Annotated in this window: 21 protein-coding genes; 19 read left to right on the top strand and 2 right to left on the bottom strand. The window is 32.4% G+C overall.

The window, feature by feature from the left end; genetic code table 11:
- The first annotated feature begins 3 nt into the window (after positions 1-3).
- The 4 genes from CAAU_RS10330 to CAAU_RS10315 all read left to right on the top strand — a co-directional run bounded on the left by CAAU_RS10330 (position 4) and on the right by CAAU_RS10315 (position 6621).
- Positions 4-1728, top strand: coding sequence for an Hsp70 family protein (locus CAAU_RS10330; protein ID WP_008909385.1), 1725 nt, complete (start codon positions 4-6; stop codon positions 1726-1728).
- Positions 1706-3331, top strand: coding sequence for a hypothetical protein (locus CAAU_RS10325; RefSeq protein WP_008909384.1), 1626 nt, complete (start codon positions 1706-1708; stop codon positions 3329-3331). The genes CAAU_RS10330 and CAAU_RS10325 overlap by 23 nt, the downstream gene beginning before the upstream one ends.
- 11 nt (positions 3332-3342) lie before the next feature.
- Entirely contained in the window at positions 3343-5214 is a 1872-nt protein-coding gene (locus CAAU_RS10320; RefSeq protein WP_008909383.1) for an MBL fold metallo-hydrolase, read from the top strand.
- 99 nt (positions 5215-5313) lie between these two features.
- Positions 5314-6621, top strand: a complete 1308-nt coding sequence (locus CAAU_RS10315) for a DNA recombination protein RmuC (protein WP_051004413.1) — start codon at positions 5314-5316, stop codon at positions 6619-6621.
- Positions 6622-6678: 57 nt separating this feature from the next.
- Here the strand turns inward: CAAU_RS10315 and CAAU_RS10310 are convergent, their stop codons facing one another.
- Complete coding sequence (locus CAAU_RS10310) at positions 6679-7995, bottom strand: YjiH family protein (RefSeq protein ID WP_040306519.1); 1317 nt, start codon at positions 7993-7995, stop codon at positions 6679-6681.
- 142 nt (positions 7996-8137) lie between these two features.
- Here CAAU_RS10310 and CAAU_RS10305 point away from each other — a divergent pair, with 142 nt between their 5' ends.
- From CAAU_RS10305 to CAAU_RS10295, 3 genes are read left to right on the top strand one after another with little or no spacing between them, the layout of a single operon-like run.
- Positions 8138-9013, top strand: a complete 876-nt coding sequence (locus CAAU_RS10305) for a DMT family transporter (RefSeq protein WP_008909380.1) — start codon at positions 8138-8140, stop codon at positions 9011-9013.
- 17 nt (positions 9014-9030) lie between these two features.
- Positions 9031-9699 carry a TraX family protein gene (locus CAAU_RS10300; RefSeq protein ID WP_008909379.1) on the top strand — a complete coding sequence of 223 codons (669 nt, stop codon included), beginning with the start codon at positions 9031-9033 and terminating at the stop codon, positions 9697-9699.
- A 4-nt stretch (positions 9700-9703) separates the two neighbouring features.
- A complete protein-coding gene (locus tag CAAU_RS10295; protein ID WP_008909378.1) occupies positions 9704-10093 on the top strand; it encodes a nucleotidyltransferase substrate binding protein in 390 nt (129 codons plus the stop codon).
- Positions 10094-10110: 17 nt separating this feature from the next.
- Here CAAU_RS10295 and CAAU_RS10290 read toward each other — a convergent pair whose 3' ends face one another.
- Entirely contained in the window at positions 10111-11211 is a 1101-nt protein-coding gene (locus CAAU_RS10290) for an SLC13 family permease (protein ID WP_008909377.1), read from the bottom strand.
- 129 nt (positions 11212-11340) lie between these two features.
- Here CAAU_RS10290 and CAAU_RS10285 point away from each other — a divergent pair, with 129 nt between their 5' ends.
- The 12 genes from CAAU_RS10285 to CAAU_RS10230 all read left to right on the top strand — a co-directional run bounded on the left by CAAU_RS10285 (position 11341) and on the right by CAAU_RS10230 (position 20618).
- Complete coding sequence (locus tag CAAU_RS10285) at positions 11341-11985, top strand: TetR/AcrR family transcriptional regulator (protein WP_008909375.1); 645 nt, start codon at positions 11341-11343, stop codon at positions 11983-11985.
- Between the two features lies 1 nt (position 11986).
- On the top strand, positions 11987-13084 hold the full coding sequence (locus CAAU_RS10280) for an HlyD family secretion protein (protein ID WP_008909374.1): 1098 nt from the start codon (positions 11987-11989) through the stop codon (positions 13082-13084).
- Between the two features lie 10 nt (positions 13085-13094).
- Positions 13095-13892, top strand: coding sequence for an ABC transporter ATP-binding protein (locus CAAU_RS10275; RefSeq protein ID WP_008909373.1), 798 nt, complete (start codon positions 13095-13097; stop codon positions 13890-13892).
- The gene (locus CAAU_RS10270) at positions 13882-15003 is read left to right on the top strand and encodes an ABC transporter permease (protein ID WP_008909372.1); all 1122 of its coding nucleotides are present in this window, start codon (positions 13882-13884) and stop codon (positions 15001-15003) included. The genes CAAU_RS10275 and CAAU_RS10270 overlap by 11 nt, the downstream gene beginning before the upstream one ends.
- A 10-nt stretch (positions 15004-15013) precedes the next feature.
- Entirely contained in the window at positions 15014-15664 is a 651-nt protein-coding gene (trmB, locus tag CAAU_RS10265; protein WP_008909371.1) for a tRNA (guanosine(46)-N7)-methyltransferase TrmB, read from the top strand.
- Between the two features lie 139 nt (positions 15665-15803).
- Positions 15804-16793, top strand: coding sequence for a 2-hydroxyacyl-CoA dehydratase family protein (locus tag CAAU_RS10260; protein ID WP_008909370.1), 990 nt, complete (start codon positions 15804-15806; stop codon positions 16791-16793).
- A gap of 1 nt (position 16794) precedes the next feature.
- Complete coding sequence (locus CAAU_RS10255) at positions 16795-17553, top strand: acyl-CoA dehydratase activase (RefSeq protein WP_008909369.1); 759 nt, start codon at positions 16795-16797, stop codon at positions 17551-17553.
- A 12-nt stretch (positions 17554-17565) separates the two neighbouring features.
- Positions 17566-18258 (top strand): 7-cyano-7-deazaguanine synthase QueC, encoded by a 693-nt coding sequence (gene queC, locus CAAU_RS10250; protein ID WP_008909368.1) that lies wholly within the window; start codon positions 17566-17568, stop codon positions 18256-18258.
- 5 nt (positions 18259-18263) lie between these two features.
- Positions 18264-18710: a 6-carboxytetrahydropterin synthase QueD gene (queD, locus tag CAAU_RS10245; RefSeq protein ID WP_008909367.1), complete on the top strand. Its 447-nt coding sequence runs from the start codon at positions 18264-18266 to the stop codon at positions 18708-18710.
- Complete coding sequence (locus CAAU_RS10240) at positions 18700-19284, top strand: 7-carboxy-7-deazaguanine synthase QueE (RefSeq protein ID WP_040306514.1); 585 nt, start codon at positions 18700-18702, stop codon at positions 19282-19284. Before queD ends, CAAU_RS10240 begins: the two co-directional genes overlap by 11 nt.
- 197 nt (positions 19285-19481) lie before the next feature.
- The gene (sigZ, locus tag CAAU_RS10235; RefSeq protein ID WP_008909365.1) at positions 19482-20012 is read left to right on the top strand and encodes an RNA polymerase sigma factor SigZ; all 531 of its coding nucleotides are present in this window, start codon (positions 19482-19484) and stop codon (positions 20010-20012) included.
- A 78-nt stretch (positions 20013-20090) separates the two neighbouring features.
- Positions 20091-20618, top strand: coding sequence for a DUF2703 domain-containing protein (locus tag CAAU_RS10230; RefSeq protein ID WP_008909364.1), 528 nt, complete (start codon positions 20091-20093; stop codon positions 20616-20618).
- Positions 20619-20689 lie beyond the last annotated feature (71 nt).

Here is a 20689-nt window from a genome sequence, read left to right as displayed (position 1 = left end):
ATTATGTCCAATTTTTATTTAGCTATAGACCTTGGCACAACTAATACAGTTGTTGCTGTTGGTGGCAAAAATAATTCTGGGGAGTTTAAAACTGAGATAATAACTATATCTCAATTAAATGTAATGAGAATGATAGAGGACAAAAATTATCTGCCATCAGTATTATTTGTAGATCAAGATGGTTCACGGTTAGTCGGTCAAATTGCTAAGGATATGAAGTTATTTCAATCGGGAAGAACTATATCTAACAGCAAAAGATTTATGGGGACAAGTTATAAATGGGAAATTGATGGACAAATTATTCGACCAAAGGATGTGGCATATGAAATTTTAAAATTATGTAGAAACGCTGCACAAAAATATTTGCTGAGAGATGTTAAGGAGGTTGTTATTACAGTTCCTGCTTCTTTTAACAATGACCAAATTAGAGATACTATTGAAGCCGCTGTTATGGCTGGATTTGACAGAAATAAAATTGAAATTATTCCAGAGCCTACTGCTGCATTGATAGACTTTATTAACAGGGAGTCTACAAAGGATAATGATTTTAAAGTAATAGATTTTTCAACAAATAAAAGGATTTTAGTTTTTGACATTGGTGGCGGGACATGTGACATTTCCGTTGTAGATGTTATGCAAAATGGGCGCAACCTAAAATTTAAGGAAATTGCGGTTGGACGTTATGAGGAACTTGGTGGTATAGATTTTGATTTGTGGGCAGCTGACTATCTTTTAATGAAGTTTTTAAAGGAAAACGACATTTTGCCTGAAACATTAACAGAAGAAGAAGTTAGAGATTTGACAAATAAATTAGTAGTGTTTGCTGAGGAGGCTAAGGAGAGAATTTCTTCTGATGTTGCAAATAAAATCATGATGGGTATAGAAGGTAATTTTGATAATATATCCTATTCAAAAGGTATTATTGAATTTTATAAAAATAAATCCTATGAATTTAAAATAACTAAAAAGGAATACGATGAAGCAACACGAAGCTTATATTACAAAAGTATAAACAAACCAAGGACGAATAAGGAAGAAAGACAGTTTAAAAATATTGAAGATCCTATTATTGAAACATTAAGAGAATATAATATACCTATAAATTCAATTGATTATGTTTATATGACCGGAGGAATGTCAAGATATATAGAAGTTCAAAACAGAGTTAAGGAAATTTTAGGCAAACCAATTGTTATTTCACCATACCCGATGGAGTCAGTTGCAAGAGGAGCTGCAGTTTATCATTATTATAATGTAGAAAGCACAAAATTAAACAGCTTACCAAACAGTTATATAAGTGATGTTAAAATGGTAGAAACCCATACAAGCTATGATATTATCAACGTGCTTGCAGAGGCAGTTATGATCGATGTAAGTAATGGACTACCAGAGGTAATAATACCTGCTGAACATCCTGTTCCCTTTGAAGGAGCATTAAGGGGGAAATTAAAAACGACTTCTCCTTCGGGAATTAAAATTAATATTTATGGAGGCAAAAGTCCTTATGATTCAAGGATGAGAATACAAAAATCATACAAGACAAAATTTAGATATCCTGTTCAAACAGGAACACCTATTGATATAGAATACAAGATAGATAAGAATAAAATATTAAGCTTATCAATAATTATAAGAGATAGCTTGAATCAAAGAATTGATTTGAGCATAGAAAGTGACATTGAGTTTGAGGAAAGGGGGCTAGGAAATGGATACAATAAAACTATCTAATTTCCAGGCACTTGTAAATCACATGGATGACTTTGAAAAAAATTATGATATAGATACAAAGTTATCCTTTAATCCTACAGGGGCTAAAATTATTGGTGAGGAAAAAGGATTATTTATATGGAGATTTTATAAAGAGGACGTAGAGGATTTTATAAATATTTATTCTGAAGTTGCTAATGCTAATATAGATAAGTATTTAGCTAATTTTGTTCAAATGCGACTGGAAGAAAAGGCAAGGGATATGAAATTCAGAGGAATTTGCCCTGTAGAGTGCATGTTATATTCAACAAAGGTTATTAATAAACAGCTAGAAAACAGATTAATATTTGATGCAATAGTAAACGTAGCAACAAAATATATTTCGGTTTATGAAGATGAAGGTATTGAAGTAATGAGTCATATAATTAAAAAATGGCATTGGATTCCTCAATTGAAATTAGCAATTCAAATTTGTGGTCAAATTAGAAATGTAAATCTATTAAGGGATATATATTATAATTTTTCTAGGAATGATGAACTAAAGGTTTATACATTTAAGGCTCTAATGAATAGTGGTAAGATAGAACTTTTTGATTATATTTTGATGATGATAAAAGGATTAAACAAAGAAAATGAAAAGGATAAACAAATAGCTAATTATTTTAAGGACAAGATTGAGGATGTTTATTTGCCAGATGTTGAAGAACAGTTAATAGAATTTTATAAATTACCTGGAATATCATCTTTTGCATCAAAACTTGTTTCAAAATTTATTAAAGATATTAATAAAGATATAAATATGTCCGGTAAAAACAGAAAGTATTTTAAAATTTTGGCCGATAAATCAAGCCCAAATGCTAAATTGTCTAAAAAAGAAAGAGATGAGCATTTTGAAGAATTGGTAAATTATTTAAATAATCCTCAATATAGAAAGGATGTGCTTTGGGCTTTAAGGTATTCACACAGGTCAGAAGCTGGAGATTATATAATTATGACTTTAAAGCATAATAAGTGTTTAAATGGCGAAATTAAAGAAGCTATTATGAGTTTAGGATTTTTAAAACGTCCTGATGCTAAAGATATTATTTATGGATATATTAACAACGATGATTTTAAGATATATGTTTGGGCTTATTGCTGCTTAATTGGAGAGACTCAATATGCTAAACATCTAATAAAGGAGTTTTTAGAAAACAAGATTACTTCATCTCAGGAGGTAGCTTCTGTTATTAAACAATTTTATAAATCGGTTCCGGCAATAGAAACAGAACTAAATGAGCAACTTATCGAAATATTAAGGGGCCATGATGAGTCTAAAAAGATTAGAGCAATTGAAAATACTTTGTTGGTGTTAGATTCTTTAAATATAACTTCTGCAGTAAATATAGCTTTAGATATTATGGGATATAACGAACAAAAAACTAAAGCTGTTTATAGTGAGGAACTGCAAAAAGTAATAATGAATTTAATTCAGAGATTATGTTCTAAAAAGATACCAGGAAAAATAGAGAAGTTTTTATTCTATGTAATGGAGAGTCCAAGCTTTAGTCAAACTATAAGATCAAGGGCTATGATGATATTAAAGTCGGCAGAAGAGGGGGAAGTTAACCCGATAAAAGGTTAGTAGGTGGTTAGATGCTTAAAGATTTTATTGAGCAAAAACTAGAACTGATAAAAGGAAATAATGATATAAAAGAAATAATAAAATATAACGAAATAGCTGAATATGAATATTTCATAAATGGTGATAAGCAATACTTAGATTTGTTGATGGTTATAAGTTATAGATTAGAAGATTATCATTTATCTTACTTTTATTCAAATGAAGGAATAAAAGATTTAGGTTACCCTATTTTTTATGTTTATAATGTCCTATCACTTTTAAAATTAGGATATTATAGATATGCGGAAAAGATTTTTTGGGAGAAGATAGAAGATATATTGAATCTTGTAGAGACCGATTGTCTAAATATAGAAGAGATAATAGAGTTATTTATAATTTTTTATTATAATTTTTCTAAACTCCCTGTTAATATAAGGCGGTATTGTGAAGAAAATCTAGATAAGGATGTCATAAAGCTTTACTTAGCTCAAGATAAAGCATTAAAGGGAGAAAAAAACTTTTTAAACATTATAATGGATGAGATTATTTATAGATTTGATAAGAACTTTATATTAAAAAATCATATAAACTGTCTTTTAGGTAAACTTGTTAATAGAAAATATTACAATAATGCTATTTATGATGGTTATTTAGAAAAAAACTTTTTTGAGGGTTTTTCCTGTGATTTTTCTGTTTATGATAGGCAGCTACTTAAGATATCGCTTCCTGATTTTGATGATATGAAACAAAGTTTTAATTTTTATAAATATGATTACATTGATAGTCAATTAGAGGTTAAGACTTTGAAATTAGATAAAATGGTGAGCCTGCATGTAATAAAATGCGAGGATAAGTATATAATTCTTGATTGCGGTGCATATATTGAAGATGGACGAGCGAAAGAAATAGATGTTTATGGTTTTTTGAAGGAAAATAATATAAAAACGGAGGATATTGAGGGAATTTTTATTTCCCATGCACATCTTGACCATTATGGAAGCATTAATAGAGTGGAAACTTTAGACATTCCCATCTTTATGTCGAGGGACACCTTTAACTTAATAAACAAGATAAACTCCGATGGAATTAAATGCAACAATATAAATTTTATAGAAGAAGACAAAACAATAAAATTAAATAATTTTTTAGTAAGACCCTTTTTTAATGGACACATTCTAGGTTCTATGGGATTTGATATTAAAGTTAAAGGCAGAAGAATAATTTATACGGGTGATTTTTGCATAAACGATCAATATACTGTTAAAGGATTAGATATATCAAAGTTAAAAGGCGAAGATATAGATATATTGATGATGGAAACTACTTATGGAGAAAGAGACTATATTTTAGATTATGAGGATAATAGAACTATTTTAAAAAAAACAATAAACATCTTACAAAGATATAATATAAAAATTTTAATACCTGCCTTTGCCATAGGAAGGGCTCAAGAAATTGTTTGTATGCTAAATGAAATAAATTTAGAAAATCCTATATTGATTGATGGCCAAGCAGCTCAAATTAGCTATTACTACGAGAGAAATTCTATGGCTAAGAATATAATTGGCCCAAAAGTTCATGTAAGCCAAGGGAGTTTAGAGGATAAATTGTTTAATTATAATATATTTATAGCTAGTTCAGGAATGTTGCAAAAGGGAAGCACTTCTTATATGTATTTTGAGAATTTGATAAAAAATAATTTTATGCTTTTAAAAACAGGATTTATTGAAGAAGACAATCAAGCAATGGAAATCGTTAATTTGTTTAAGGGTTATAAAATAAATTTTATTGATATCCCTCTCTCTGCCCATGCTAATTATAATCAATTGCTTGAAGTGATTTTAAGATTGCAACCTAAAAATGTGGTTATGGTTCATGGGAAAGGAATATTAAATATTTCTTAAGAAAACTTCCGCCGATTTAGGCGGAATTTTTTGTATAAAAGAAGGATTTGTTACAAATATGTAGAATTTTTAATTGGAGGTGGTTTTGTGCAAACTTTAATGGTAGTTTTATTATCTTTAACTTTGCTAATTCAAATTATTGCTTTTTTTAAAAAGGGTAGCACAAATATAGATCTTAACCAGTTTAAAATAATGTTTGATAATCTTCAAAACAAATTAGAAGGAACGTTTAGGGATGAGATGAGCAAGAATAGGGAGGAAAATAATAAATTATCCTTCCAAAACAGGCAGGAGATGTCTCAAAACATAAAAAATATGTCGGATACAATAAATCAGCAGATAAATAGTATTTCAAACCTTCAAAAGGACCAATTGGATTTAGTTCTTAAGCAGCTTTTAGAGCTTTTAAAGACAAATTCAGAGGGTCTTGAAAGGATAAGACAATCGGTTGAGAATAAGCTTCAGCAAATACAAGAGGACAATAACAAAAAGCTAGAAGAAATGAGGGCAACGGTCGATGAAAAGCTTCACAATACATTGGAAAGAAGGCTTGGGGAATCCTTTAAAAACATAAGCGAAAGGTTGGAGGCCCTTTACAAGCAGCTTGGAGAGATGCAGAGCTTAAACAGCGGTATAAACGATTTAAAAAGAGCCCTTACAAACGTTAAAACAAGGGGTATATGGGGTGAAATACAGCTTGCCAATATAATTGAGGAGATTTTTACAAGAGATCAATATGATGTTAATGTTGCAACTAAAAAGGGAAGCAGGGATGTTGTTGAATTTGCCATTAAGCTTCCTTCAAAGGATGATACTAAAAAGTATATTTATCTTCCAATAGATGCAAAATTTCCGCAGGAGGATTATCAAAGGCTTTTAGATGCTCAGGATTTAGGCGATAAGGAAGTCGTCGATGCTGCAAGAAAACAGCTTGAGGCAAGGATAAAGGGTGAGGCAAAGTCTATATTTGAAAAATACATAGATCCACCTAACACAACGGATTTTGCTATCATGTTTCTTCCAACCGAAAGCTTGTTTGCGGAGGTTGTAAGAAATACAGGGCTTATAGAAACACTTCAAAGGGAATATAAGGTTATAATAACAGGACCAACTACTATAACAGCCCTTTTAAATAGCCTCCAAATGGGCTTTAGAACCCTTGCAATAGAAAAAAGGTCCAGCGAAGTTTGGCAAATATTAGGGGCGATAAAAACTGAGTTTGGTAAGTTTGCAGAAATACTTGAAAAGACCCAAAAGAAGCTTCAAGAGGCAAGTAATAGCATAGAAAACGCAACCAAAAAGACAAGGACAATAGAAAGAAAATTAAAAAAGGTTGAGGAGCTTCCAATAGAGGAGAGTAAAAACATAATAGATATTGAATTAGAAGATGAGGAGGAAACTGCATAGATTAAAAAAGCACTTTATAAGATGTTTATTAGCATCCTATAAAGTGCTTTTATATTTCTAGAAGAAAATAAACGCAATTGGAGTGACTATTATTAAGGTTAAAACAGTTCTTTCAAACCAGATTACAAGTATTTCAGGTATTGTAATTGGTATTTCGGTTGATAAAATACACGGTATTGAAGCTGAGAAGAACAAAATTGCTGATATTGAGATAACGCCAATTATGAATTTTGTTATTAGTGGTGCATTTGCAACTAATAAAGCTGGTAAGAACATTTCTGCAATTTCAACTCCACAAGCTTTTGCTGCAAGCATAGGCTCTGGAATTCTAAGTAGTAATGTAAATGGATAGAAAATATAACCTACTATATCAAAAACAGGTGTATATTTAGCAAGAACAAGACCAATAAGGCCTATTGACATTATAGTAGGTAAAATATTTAAAGTCATTCTAAAACCATCTCTTAAATTGACATAAATATTTTCAAAAATTCCAGGTGCATTTGATGCAGCTTTTATAGCTTCGTCAAAAGCATTTTTTAATAAATTATTCTTATAATCTGGCTCAGGATCTCCTTTTCCATTTATATAGCTATCATCCTTATTCTTAAGTGGATAAAGCCTTGCAGTTATTGCTGTAACTATGAAAGTAACAATAAACGTAATCCAGAAGAATTTATTCCAATGTTCCATAAGTCCTAATGTTTTTGCGACAATAATCATAAAAGTTGTTGATACTGTTGAAAATCCAGTAGCAATAATTGCTGCTTCTTTTATAGTGTATTTTCCTTCTTTAAATACTTTGTTTGTTATAAGAAGTGCTATAGAATAACTACCAACAAAAGAAGCAACAGCATCTACTGCTGACCTTCCTGGTGTTTTCCATATAGGGCGCATAATTGGTCTCATTATAACTCCTACAAATTCTAAAAGACCATATCCAACAAGGAAAGCCAAGAAAACGGATCCGATTGGAACAATAATACCAACTGGTATTACAAGTTTGTTGTATAAGAATGGTCCCATGTCAGCTTCAAATAACCATTTTGGTCCAACTTTAAAATAAATGAGCAGACCTACAATAAAACCTAAAACTTTTAAAATTGAAAAAGTTAACGTTAGTTTATCTTTGTTCCATGTCTTACGATAAAATGGCATTACTGCTCCTAAAAAAAGAACAATTAAAGCATAGAAAGAGGCAAGAGCTGGTAAATTGTTTCTGATGTAAGTTACGATGTGGTCAAGAGGTATGGTTGTGCTTTTGTTGATTGTAATACTGACAAAAAACATGAAGATACCAATAAAGCTGAAGATTAGAAATTTTAATAGGGACATGGTTCTGTTTTCTGTTTTTAGATTAATGTTGCTTTGCATAAAACCCCTCCCATTTATTAACTTTATTATTATAATATTACATCAAGAGCGTCTAAAATTCGTCTAATTTTATTGTGTAGATAATATTTAATTGTTAAGTTATAATTTTATTAGAGTTTTTATGACGGGTGGGGGATGAATTGTGAAAAAAGCTATTTTAAGTGTTTTGTTTTCAGCTTTTGTTTTTAGCACCCTTGAGGTTGCGGGAAAATTAATCTCAGGAGAGCTTAATGCCTTTCAAGTAACATTTATAAGGTTTTTCATAGGTGCTTTAGTGCTTTTTCCTTTTGTAATAAAGGACTTAAAAAAGAGGGAAATAAATTTAAAAAGGGATGACTTTTTATTTCTTTTACTTGAAGGGGTACTTTGTATACCAGTGTCAATGGCTCTTTTACAGCTTTCGGTTTATTTTACTAAGGCATCAACTGCAGCTGTTGTTATGAGCACTAACCCTATTTTTATGGTTATTTTTTCATATTTCATATTGGGAGAAAGGATAAACAAAAGGACAATAGGTGCTATAATAATAAGCTTTATTGGGGTTTTATTTATATTTAATCCCCTTAAACTTAGCTATGATATTAAAGGAATGCTTATTGCACTTTTAGCAGCAGTAACCTTTTCTTTATACAGCGTGCTAAGTAAGAAGAGAATATCAAAATATGGAGGATATATATTCAACTTTTTTAGTTTTTTACTGGGGGATATAGTTTTATTTATTTTGCTTCTTTTATTTAAAGTTCCAATTCTTCAAAGCATCAGTTCTAAAAATATTCCGGTTTTACTTTACATGGGGATATTTATAACAGGATTAGGATATATATTCTACCTTTACGCTATCGAAAAAACCACTGCAGCTATATCTTCTTTTGTATTTTTCATAAAACCAGCTCTTGCCCCAATTCTTTCTGTTCTTATGCTTGGTGAAAAAATATCATTTAATGTAGTATTGGGGATAATGTTTATAATTTTAGGAACGGTTTTTGCCTTTGGGGATAAATTGAGAATTAAAAATTAATTTAAGGGGGATCCTTTATGAATGCTACCTTTTTAAAGATTTTAGCCATAATTTTTATGCTCATTGACCATATTGGTGCTTTTTTGTTTCCTAAGATTTTAGTTTTTAGACTTATAGGAAGACTTGCTTTTCCCATATTTGCCTTTTTTATTGCCGAAGGATATAGGAAAACCAGCGATTTGACATCATACTTTGGCAGGTTGTTTGCTTTTGCTTTAATATCGCAACTTCCCTTTTCAATGGCAACAGAGAGTAAAACATACCTTAATATTTTCTTTACCCTTGCATTAGGACTGTATGCAATTTATATTTATGATAAAAGGAATGATTTAAGGTTAGTATATTTAATAGCTGCCCTTGCTCAATATGCAAATACCGACTATGGCTTTTTTGGGGTTGTGCTTATTTTTATTTTCCATAAATATAGGGATAACTTTAAAGGTGTTGTTAAATGGTTTTTTATATTAACAATAGCTTTTCAAATTATGATAGATGTTAATTTAGCTTCATTGGGCTTTAAAGAAATGCTTACCCATGCAGGATTTTATCAATTCTTGTGGATGGGCTCATTAGTATTTTTAAAGCGATATAATGGTGAAAAGGGAAGAGGGCTTAAATATTTATTCTACCTATTCTATCCTCTTCATCTTGCTATAATTGCAATTATAAGAAACTACTTGAGGTGAAAATGTGAATGAATGGAGATATGAAAATTTCAAGTATGCTCTTAATATACTTATTGAGGCTTTAAATTTTGAAGAAGTAAATGATATTATAATCGATGGAATTATACAAAGATTTGAGTTTACATTCGAATTGAGCTGGAAATTGATGAAGGAGTTTTTAGAACATGAAGGAATAGAGGCTAATAGCCTAAGGAGTGTTATAAGAGAGGCCTTTAAAATAGGACTTATTTATAATGGAGATAAATGGATTAGTATGTTGACAGATAGAAATAAAACATCACATATATATGATGAGGAAGAATCGAGAGGGATATATGTTAATATAAAAGAAAGTTACGTTAAAGAGTTTATTGATCTTTTAAAAAAGTTTGATCAAATAATGTTAAGCTTATAAAGGGAGCTTAGCTCCCTTTAAATTATTAACCAAAATATAATTCCAAACATTATCAGTGCTGAAAAATTGTATAATGAGAATCTTATAAGGTATATTTTCTTTTGTGCTTTATAATTTTCAGCATAAAATTTATATGAAATTACGCTGGCAAGGGAGGCGATTAACGTCCCCATACCTCCTATATCAACTCCAAGAAGTAGTTCCTTATAATTGTTTGTAAATCCAGATAAGAAAATGGCACAGGGAACATTGCTTATAAACTGGCTAAGGACTATGGATGATACATAGGTAGATTTTGGCCTGTTTAAAACCCTTTCAATTATATTTTTTATAATTCCAAAATGTGAAAGATTGCCTATGAATATAAAGAAGAAAACAAAAGTTAAAAGAAGGGCATAATCTACCTCTTTAAAAAGTGTTTTATCTAATATTAAGGTAATAAATATAGTTATAACAAAGGCTATTTTGTAGTCTAAGTAGTTGAAAATTGAAAGAAGGACTAAAATAAAAAGTAGTATAAATATTAAGGTTCTTTTTCTATCCTTTATTTCAACTTCTTCAATGTGAAAATCAATTTTTTTATTTGGGATTATAAAGTTAATTAAAATTAAAGACACAAGCCCTAAAAGGACAAAGGGAAGCATAATTTTTATAAATTCATAAAGATTTATATTATACTTTGAATACAGAAAAAGATTTTGCGGATTTCCCATTGGTGTTAAGCTGCTTCCTATATTGGCGGCAAGGGTTTGGAATATTATTATTTCAAGCGGATTTATGCTGGATTTTCTTGCGATGATCAGCGTCAATGGCACAAAGGTTATAAGGGCAACATCGTTCGTTACCAACATAGAAAAGAAAAATGTTATTAGTATCAGCATTAAAGATACAATTCTTTCGTTGTTAAACCTATCTAAAATTTTTATAGATATCATTTCTAAAAGTTTTAGCCTTTCAAAGGCCTCCACAACTATCATTAAGTTAAAAAGAGAAATCAAAACCTTAAAATCTATGTATTCTATTTTAGGAAGGCTAATAAATGAGGTTATTATGGCAAGTATAAAGGATATCAAAAGAACTATATCTTCCTTTGCTTTGTTTATAAACTGATTTATCAATTTTAATCCCCCTTGTAATATAATCCATAATGATTATATATTATATTATACCTTTTTCCAATATTGATTTTATGATATAAGAGTATTAAGATATTAAGTGAGTGAATACTCACTTTTGGAGGTGATAATTTGACTGATAATAACATTAGGGAATTTGATGATGAAATTCCTGAAAAAAAATTAAAAATACTTGAGGCTGCAATTAAGGTTTTTTCTGAGAAGGGATTTGAAGGAAGCAGGACAAGCGAAATAGCAAAGGAAGCCAATGTGGCGGAAGGGACAATATTTAAATATTTCAAAACAAAAAAGGATATTCTGCTTAGTCTTCTTTTACCCCTTACGTTAAAATTCATAAAACCCTTTGCTATGAAATCAGCAGAGAAAATATTAAATAAAGGAAAAGATGAACCAGTTGATGAAGTTTTAAAAAATCTCTTGCTTGATATATTGCATCTTGTTAAAAAGAATATGCCCCTTGTTAAAACGGTGGTTATAGAGTCCCTTTATCATGAAGAACTTTTAGTTCCTATTAAAGAAAAATTGGCCCCACAGGTTTTAGAGCTTTTAGATGGGTATGTAAATTACCATAAAGAAAAGGGAGACTTTAAAGATTATGATACGAGATTTATAACAAGAACAATAATGAGCATGCTTTTAGGATATGTGGTTTTATCTTCAGCTTTTCCTGAGTTTTTCTCTTTAGATGAGGAAGAAAAGGAAATAGAAAATATAGTTAACGTTTTGATAAATGGAATTAAAAATGGAGGGGTATGATATGAAAAAAAGGATCATTCCAATAATTTTACTTTTGGTTACTTTATCCTATTTGGGTTATAAAAAAGTTTTAAGCAAAACATCAAATGAAAACACATATTATGGAATTGTTGAGGTTGAAACTGTAAATGCATCTTTTGAAATTGCAGGAAGGATAAAGGAAATATTTGTTCAAGAAGGACAGGAAATTAAAGAAGGGGACAAATTAGCATCCCTTTATTCTAAGGAAGGTGAAATTAAATTTGAAATGGCAAACCTATCAAAAGAAGGTGCCTTGAACGAACTTGATAGAGTAAAGGAAGGAAGCAGAAGGGAAGAAATAGATATTCAAAAGGCTTTAGTTGAGCAGGCAAAATCCCAGGTAGAACAGGGACAGGCTCTTTTAAACCAAGCAAGAAACAATTTAAACATCGCTAAAATAAACTTAGATTATAAACGAAAAATATATGAGGATTATAAAGAATTATACGATAAAAATTCAATATCAAAGTTTGAACTTGATAATGCAAAAAATCAATTGGATTTAGCCGAGAAAAATTATGTAAACGCTAAAGAACAGCTTAACTTTGCACAATCGCAGGTTGAATCTTTTAATGCTAATCTTAAAGCTCAGGAGGCAAAATTAAAGCTTTTAACAAGCGGTGCAACGGATAATATGATAAAGAGCGCAAGCATTGGTGCAGAGCAGGCAGAGAAAAATCTGGAGCTTTCTAAAATAAACATTGATAAATATACTTTAACATCTCCAATAGATGGAATAGTTGAAACTGTAAACTATAACAAAGGAGAATTCCTCCAAACTGGAAGCCCTATTGTTACAATACTTGATAAAAACAACATGTATGTAAAAATATTTGTTCCTGAAAAGGTTCTTCCCGATATTAAGCTTGGACAAAACGTTATTTTAAAAAGCGACTTTATGAAGGATAAAAATATTAAAGGAGAAATAGTATATATCTCGCCTGAGGCTGAATTTACGCCCATGAATATCGTAACTAAAGAAGATAGAACAAAGCTTGTTTTTGCCGTTAAGGTTAAAATATTAGACCATTTAGATTCCGTAAAACCAGGTATGCTTTTGGATGTTTTATTAGATTGAAGGTGATGCTATGGAATACGCAATATCGGTTAAAAACCTTACAAAAAAGTTTGGCAATTTTACTGCAGTAGACAATCTTTCTTTTAATATACCAAAGGGAAAGATATTTGGATTTTTAGGCCCTAATGGTTCGGGAAAATCGACCACGATAAGGATGATTTGTGGCGTTATAACTCCAACATCAGGAAGCGGCAAGGTTCTTGGATATGATCTTATTAAGGAAGCGGAGAAGATAAAGCAAAATATAGGATACATGTCCCAAAAGTTTAGTTTGTATGAAGATTTAACTGTTGAGGAGAATCTTGATTTTTACGGCAGTATTTATCAAATTCATAAAAGGGATTTAGAATTACGAAAAAAAGAGCTAATAGAAATGGCTGGTTTAAAGGGAAAGGAAAATTCCCTTGCAGGGACACTGTCCGGTGGATGGAAGCAGAGGCTTGCACTTGGATGTGCTCTAATCCATAGACCTAAGCTTCTAGTTCTTGATGAGCCTACAGCAGGGGTGGATCCTGTATCAAGAAGGGAGTTTTGGCATCTTGTTAGCAGATTAGTTAAAGAGGGAATAACGGCCCTTGTTACAACCCACTATATGGATGAAGCATCTATATGCGACATTATTGGATTTATTTATAACAGCAAACTTATAACTATTGATACACCAGAGAATTTATACAAAACCCACGGCACAGAAAATCTTGAGGATATTTTTATTAAATACGTTAAAGAACTTTCAAACAAGGATGTTGTATCCTCCTTTAAGGAAATAAAGGCATCAAGAAATGGGGATGAAAAAAATGAATTTTAAAAGGATGCTTACAATTACAAAAAAAGAATTTATACATTTAAAAAGGGATAAGGCAAGTCTTGCAATTGCCTTTATTATGCCTATAATGATGCTTATTTTGTTTGGGTTTGCAGTAACATCTGACGTTAAAAATGTAAAGCTTGTGGTATTCGATGGGGATAAAACAAAGGAAAGCAGGGCTTTAATTGAAAAGTTTGCAAACTCAAATTATTTTCAAGTAAGCGATATTGTAAATAACTACGATAAGGTGGAAGAATATATTGATAAAGGTGATGCAAAGGTTGGCCTTACCATTCCTGATGGATTTGCAAGGGATGTAAGAAGGAAGGAGGCACCAAAGGTTCAAATACTCGTTGACGGTTCAGATCCTGCCATTGCAAGGACGGCAGCAGCCTACTCCATGATTATTGCCAACAACTTTTCGCTGACTATTAGTGGAATAAAGTCAAGTCAGCCCTTTAAACTGGGGCTAATTGATGCAAGGGCAAGAGTTTTATATAATCCTATGCTGGAAAGTGCAAAGTTTAACGTTCCAGGAATAATTGGCCTTATACTTCAAAACATAACTGTTATTTTAACTGCCTTTGCGATGGTCCGTGAAAAGGAAAGGGGAACAATAGAACAGCTTATAATGACTCCGGTAACTTCCCTTGAGCTTATTTTAGGAAAGCTTATTCCGTATGTTTTAATAGGATTTGTGGACTTTTTATTTGTATTAGCTTTAGGCTATTTGATTTTTGATGTTGTAGTAAGGGGAAGTCTAATTCTTCTCATATTCTTTGGATTGGTATTTTTAATTAGTGCCCTTGCAATGGGGATGTTGATTTCAACTATTGCAAAAACTCAGCTTCAAGCTATGCAGGCAGCCTTTGCGATACTTTTGCCCTCTATACTGCTTTCGGGATTTATTTTTCCAAGGGAGTCCATGCCTAAAATAATTTATTATATTGGGAATTTGTTCCCAATAACATACTTTTTAGAGATACTAAGGGGAATAATATTAAAAGGAATTGGCATTGACCTGCTTTATAAAAATATGTTATCATTATTTACATTGACGTTTATAATAGTATTGATTACAATGCACAAGTTTAAAAAGACGCTGGATTAGGAGGAAGGCTATGAGGCTAAGACATAAGCCATGGGCAAGGCCTGAGCTTGAAGCATGCCCCTTTGTAGTAACTCAGCCTAAGGAATATAAGGGAAAATGGAAGGACGTTTTTGGGAACGACAATGACATTTACCTTGAGCTTGGTTGCGGGAGGGGTAGATTTATATCAGAAAATGCAGCCCTTTATCAAGACAAAAATTTTATAGGGATAGACATTAAGGACGAAGTTTTAGTTTATGCCAAAAGGAAGGTTGAGGAAAAATTTAAGGAAATAAATAAAGAAGTTTCAAATGTTCGCCTTATAATAGGTGATATAACCTATGTCGATGAGATGTTTGGCAGGGATGAGATTTCAAGGATTTACTTAAACTTTAGCACCCCGTGGCCAAAGAAAAGGCACAACAAAAGAAGGCTAACCCATCCAAGGTTTTTGGAAAAGTATAAAAACTTTTTAAGAAAGGATTCTGAGATTTGGTTTAAAACGGATCATGAGGAATTTTTTAACGATTCCATAGCCTATTTTCAAGAGATGGGTTTTGAGTTAAAATATATAACATATGACCTTCATAACAGCGATTTTAAAGAAAATATAATGACGGAATACGAGATGAAGTTTTCCTCCTTTGGGCAAAGGATAATGTTTTTGATTGCAAAGTATTAAAATTTAATAAGACAGTTCGAAACCATCCTGTCTCTAAACAAAACTATGGGCCTGGTGCTGGCATAAGCACTAAAGGGCCATTTTGGCCCTTTTTTATTCATAGGGGCAGGTCTGCCCCTTTTTTTATTGGAGGTGCAAAATGAGAATAGGAATAACAACTACAGTTCCAATTGAAGTTTTATATGCAGCAGGTTATAAGGTTATTGATCTTAACAATGCATTTATATCTTCCAAGGACTATTCAAAATATATTGAACTTGCTGAAAGGGATGGCTTCCCTAAAAGCCTTTGTGCCTGGATTAAAGGAATATATGGAGCATGTATTGAGAACGGTATTAAAGAAGTTGTAGGCGTTGTTGAAGGGGATTGTTCAAATACTAAGTCATTGGTTGAAGTTTTTAAATCAAGAGGAATTAAAATTTATCCCTTTTCATACCCTACCCTTCATACAAAGGAGGAGGTTAAAAGAAGCATAGATGAATTTTTGAGGCAGTTTAACGTAACCCTTGAGGAAGCTGAGAATGTAAGACAAAAACTAAATAAGGGAAGATATCTTGCAAGGGAGATAGACAAGCTAACTTTAGAGTTTAAAGCAACTGGCTTTGAAAACCACCTTTATCAAGTATCCTTATCTGACTTTAATGGGGATGTGGAAAAATTTATTAAAATACTTGAAGGCAAGGTGGAGGATATAAAAAAGAGAAATCCAAATCCTAAAAAACTAAGGCTTGCCTATATAGGGGTTCCGCCTATGACGGGGGATTTATACGACTTTGTTGAAAACTTAGATGCCCAAATCATCTACAATGAGGTTCAAAGGGAATTTGCCTTTCCAAGGTTTGATGAGGTTAAGGATATTTATGAGCAGTATTATAACTATACCTACCCTTATAGTTTAAGCTTCCGATTAAAGGAGATAAAAAGGCAGATAAAGGAAAGGAAAATAGATGGGGTAATCCACTATACCCAAGCCTTTTGTTATAGGGCAATTGATGATATCGTCATTAAAAAGGAGCTTGATGTTCCTGTTTTAAACATAGAAGGGGATAAGCTAAACGCCCTTGATGCAAGGACAAAGATTAGAATTGAAGCGTTTTTGGATATGCTGAAGGATTTAAAGGAGGATTAAATTGAGGATATTAGGAATTGATTTGGGATCAAGATTTGTAAAGGTTGCACTTATGGAGGAGGGTATCATAAAGGAAAAGTTTAAAATAAGCACCGTAAAGTTTTATAAGGAATACTGTAGGTTCGACGGAAGCCTTAAAGTAGACTTTGAAAGACTTGGAGTTTTTGATTTTGATATAGGTGTTTCAACGGGATACGGAAGAAACAATGTCGATATAGAAAGCTTTAGGATAATAAACGAACTTAAGGCCCATGCCTATGGTGCTATATATCAAACAAACCTTAAGGACTTTATTCTTCTAGACGTTGGAGGACAGGACGTTAAGGTTATAAAGGTTGAAAAGGGAGTTTTAACTGACCTTGAGCTTAATGATAAGTGTGCGGCTTCCTGCGGAAGATATCTTGAAAATATGGCAAAAATACTTGAAACCGACCTTGATGATTTATCCAGATTTTTCAAAGACCCCGTTGAATTAAATTCTACATGTGCAGTTTTTTCTGAATCTGAGCTTATTGGAAAAATTGCAGAGGGACATTCCTTTGAAAGTCTTTGTGCAGGGGTAAACTTTTCTTTATACAATAGGCTAAGGCCCCTTCTTTCAAAGTTTAAAGGAAGGCTTTTACTTCTTTCCGGTGGGGTTGCTAAAAATAGAGCCCTTATAGAATACCTAAAGCAGGATTATGATGATATAAAAGTATTAGAGGATCCAGACTTTAACGGAGCTATAGGCTGCTGTTACTTTGGAAGTTTAAAAGGATAAGGAGGATTTATTATGACAAAGGCATTGGTGTTGGCAAGCGGAGGGCTTGATAGCACAGTTTTACTTTCAAAGGTTGTAAAGGAATATGGATGTGAAAACGTAACTGCCCTTAACATATTTTATGGGCAAAAACATAAAAAAGAAGCTGAATTTGCAAAGTATCAGGCTGAAAAATATGGAGTGAATTATATTACAGCAGATTTATCAAGCGTATTCAAGTTTTCAAAGGATTGTCCCCTTCTTGAAGGCAGCGATAATGAAATCCCCGAAAAATCTTATGCAGAGCAGCTAAAGGATATGGGCGGACAAGGAACGGTTTCAACCTATGTTCCCTTTAGAAATGGACTATTTTTATCCTATGCCGCAGCCATTGCAATTCAATTTGGAGCATCTAAAATTTTTTACGGTGCCCATTCTGACGATGCAGCAGGGAGTGCATACCCCGATTGTTCAGGAAGTTTTATAGAAAACATGGCAAGGGCTATATATGAAGGAACCGGCGGTGAGGTTTCCCTTGAGGCACCCTTTTGGAATTTAACTAAGAAGGATATTGTAAAGATTGGACTTGATTTAGGTGTTGATTTTGCTCATACATGGAGCTGTTATAAGGGAAAGGAGGAGCCCTGCAGGAGGTGTGCTACATGCATAGACAGGGAAAGGGCTTTTGAACTTAATGGAATTGAAGATCCACTTATTAGGAGGTAATAAAGTTGAAAATAACTGTAACAAAGGAATTTACCTTTGATTGTGCCCACATGCTCTCTAATCATGAGGGGATATGTTCTAACCTTCATGGTCACACATATAAACTTGAAGTTACGGCCTCAGCAGAGCTTATAAAGGAAGGCTCATCCCAAGGGATGGTTGTGGATTTTGGGGATTTAAAAAGCATCGTAAAGGAGCTTATTGTGGATAAATTTGATCACTCGTTTATATTTTGGGAAGGTGGCTCTGAGGCGGAAAGGGAAATTGCAAGGGTAGTAGAAGTCTATGGAATGAGGATAGTAAAATTTAATGAAAGGCCAACGGCAGAGAATATGGCAATTTTTATAATAAAAACTTTAAATGAACATCTAAAAGATAGCCCTGTCAAGATAGTTAAAGTTAGACTCTATGAAACTCCAACTTCCTTTGCGGAGGTGGAGGATGATGTATAGGGTTAATGAGATTTTTCATTCTGTTCAAGGGGAGGGTTCGTATTTAGGGTGTCCTGCAACTTTTGTAAGGCTGTCAGGCTGCAACTTGAACTGCGCCTGGTGTGATACCGACCATTCTGAAAAGGAATTTTTAACTGCAGAGGAGATAGCCAATAGGGTAGACTATGAAAAGGTCATTATTACAGGTGGGGAGCCTACTATTTATGATTTAAAGCCCCTTTTGTTGGAGCTTAAAAAAAGAGGGAAAAAGACAATGCTGGAGACAAACGGGACAAATCCAACGGATGATATAAGGCATTTACTTGATTGGATAGTGTGTTCACCAAAGCCAGAGACTAATTGGGCTATAAATGAAAGATGCCTATTTGATGAGTTAAAATATGTAGTTGATGGCAATTTTGAGCCTGAAATTCACATTCCAAAGGGGATAAAGGAAAAGTATAAGGATAGAATTTGGCTGCAGCCGGAGAGTAGTAATTTTAACCTCCGTTCAAAGGAGGCCTTCTACTTTGCAATGAAGGATTCTTCTTTAAGGGTTGGTATTCAGCTTCATAAGATAATAAACGTAAGATAGAGGTTGCTACGATGCAACCTCTATCTTTTTATTCATAATTTATTAACTCGTGATTTACTAACTCTAGAGTTAGTTACTTTAGAGTTAGTAAAATTGTAGCGTATTTTATTGATTTTTTCTACTATGTTGTAATTATATTTGATGTTCATAATCACAAAATTTGAGTATAATATCTGTGGGGTGATATTTTGAATAACATGTGGGAAGATTTTATTAATAGACTAAGAAAATATATATATAAGCATATATTTGATAAGGATGATGCGGAAGATTTGCTTCAAGAGGTTCTTATAAAGATATATAAGAATTTAGACAACTTAGAGCAGGAGGAAAAGGTATACCCTTGGATATATCAAATAGCAAGAAATTCCATAATAGATTATTATAGAAGGAAAAACAAAATGACTTTAAACTTAGAATTGGAAGATATAGCAGTATATGACGGTGAAGAATCCTCTAATGAGGATATTGCAATTTGCATAAAGAACATGATAAATAGCCTTCCGGAAAAATATAAACAGGTTATCATTCTTTCAGAATACGAAAATCTAACATACAAGGAAATAAGCCAAAGACTTGGAATATCAATATCAGGGGTAAAGTCAAGAACTCTAAGGGCTAGGAAACTTTTAAAAAATATGCTTTATGACTGCTGCAATTTAGAGCTGGACAGATTAGGGAATGTAATCGATTTTCAGCATAAAACAAAGGACTGCAAATTTTGCTAAGAACAGGGCTAAATTTGAGTCCTTTTTTATTTTTTACGTCTTTATATATGCCAATATGATTTAAAGGGAGGTTTTTATATGGAAAACAAAAATAAAAGTTGCTGCTCTTGTGGCTCAACATGCTGCGGTGAGGTTAATACAAAAGTTAATAAAAGAAAATTAGTTATCGACTTTCTTTATCTAGATCTAACTTCTTGTGACCGCTGCATGAAAACCGATGATACCCTTGACGAAGCATTAAATGAAGTTAAAAGGGTATTAGAAGCTACAGGAATAGAAGTTGTTGTAAATAAGATAAACATTACGAACGAAGATTTGGCTAAAAAATACAAATTTGTAAGCTCGCCAACAATAAGAATCAATGGCAGAGATATTCAAATGGATATAAAGGAGAGTCCATGCAAGGCATGTGGGGACCTTTGCGGTGATGATGTTGACTGCCGCGTATGGGTTTATCAGGGGAAGGAATACGATTCCCCACCTAAAGAAATGATAATTGAATCCATTCTAAAGGCTGTATATGGCGGAAGTGAAACTCTTAAAGAAGAGGAATACGTAATGCCAGAGAACCTCAAAAGATTTTTTGATGGAATGAAAAAAAGATAAAATGGCTTTACAGATAGTCTAGTTAACGTAGCAAAGGAGAATAAAAATTTGATATTAAAAAAGTTGCCGTA

Source organism: Caloramator australicus RC3 (assembly GCF_000297115.1).
GTDB lineage: Bacteria > Bacillota > Clostridia > Clostridiales > Caloramatoraceae > Caloramator > Caloramator australicus.
The sequence above is the reverse complement of the archived record's forward strand: the minus strand, read 5'-3'. Positions and strand labels throughout refer to the sequence as shown.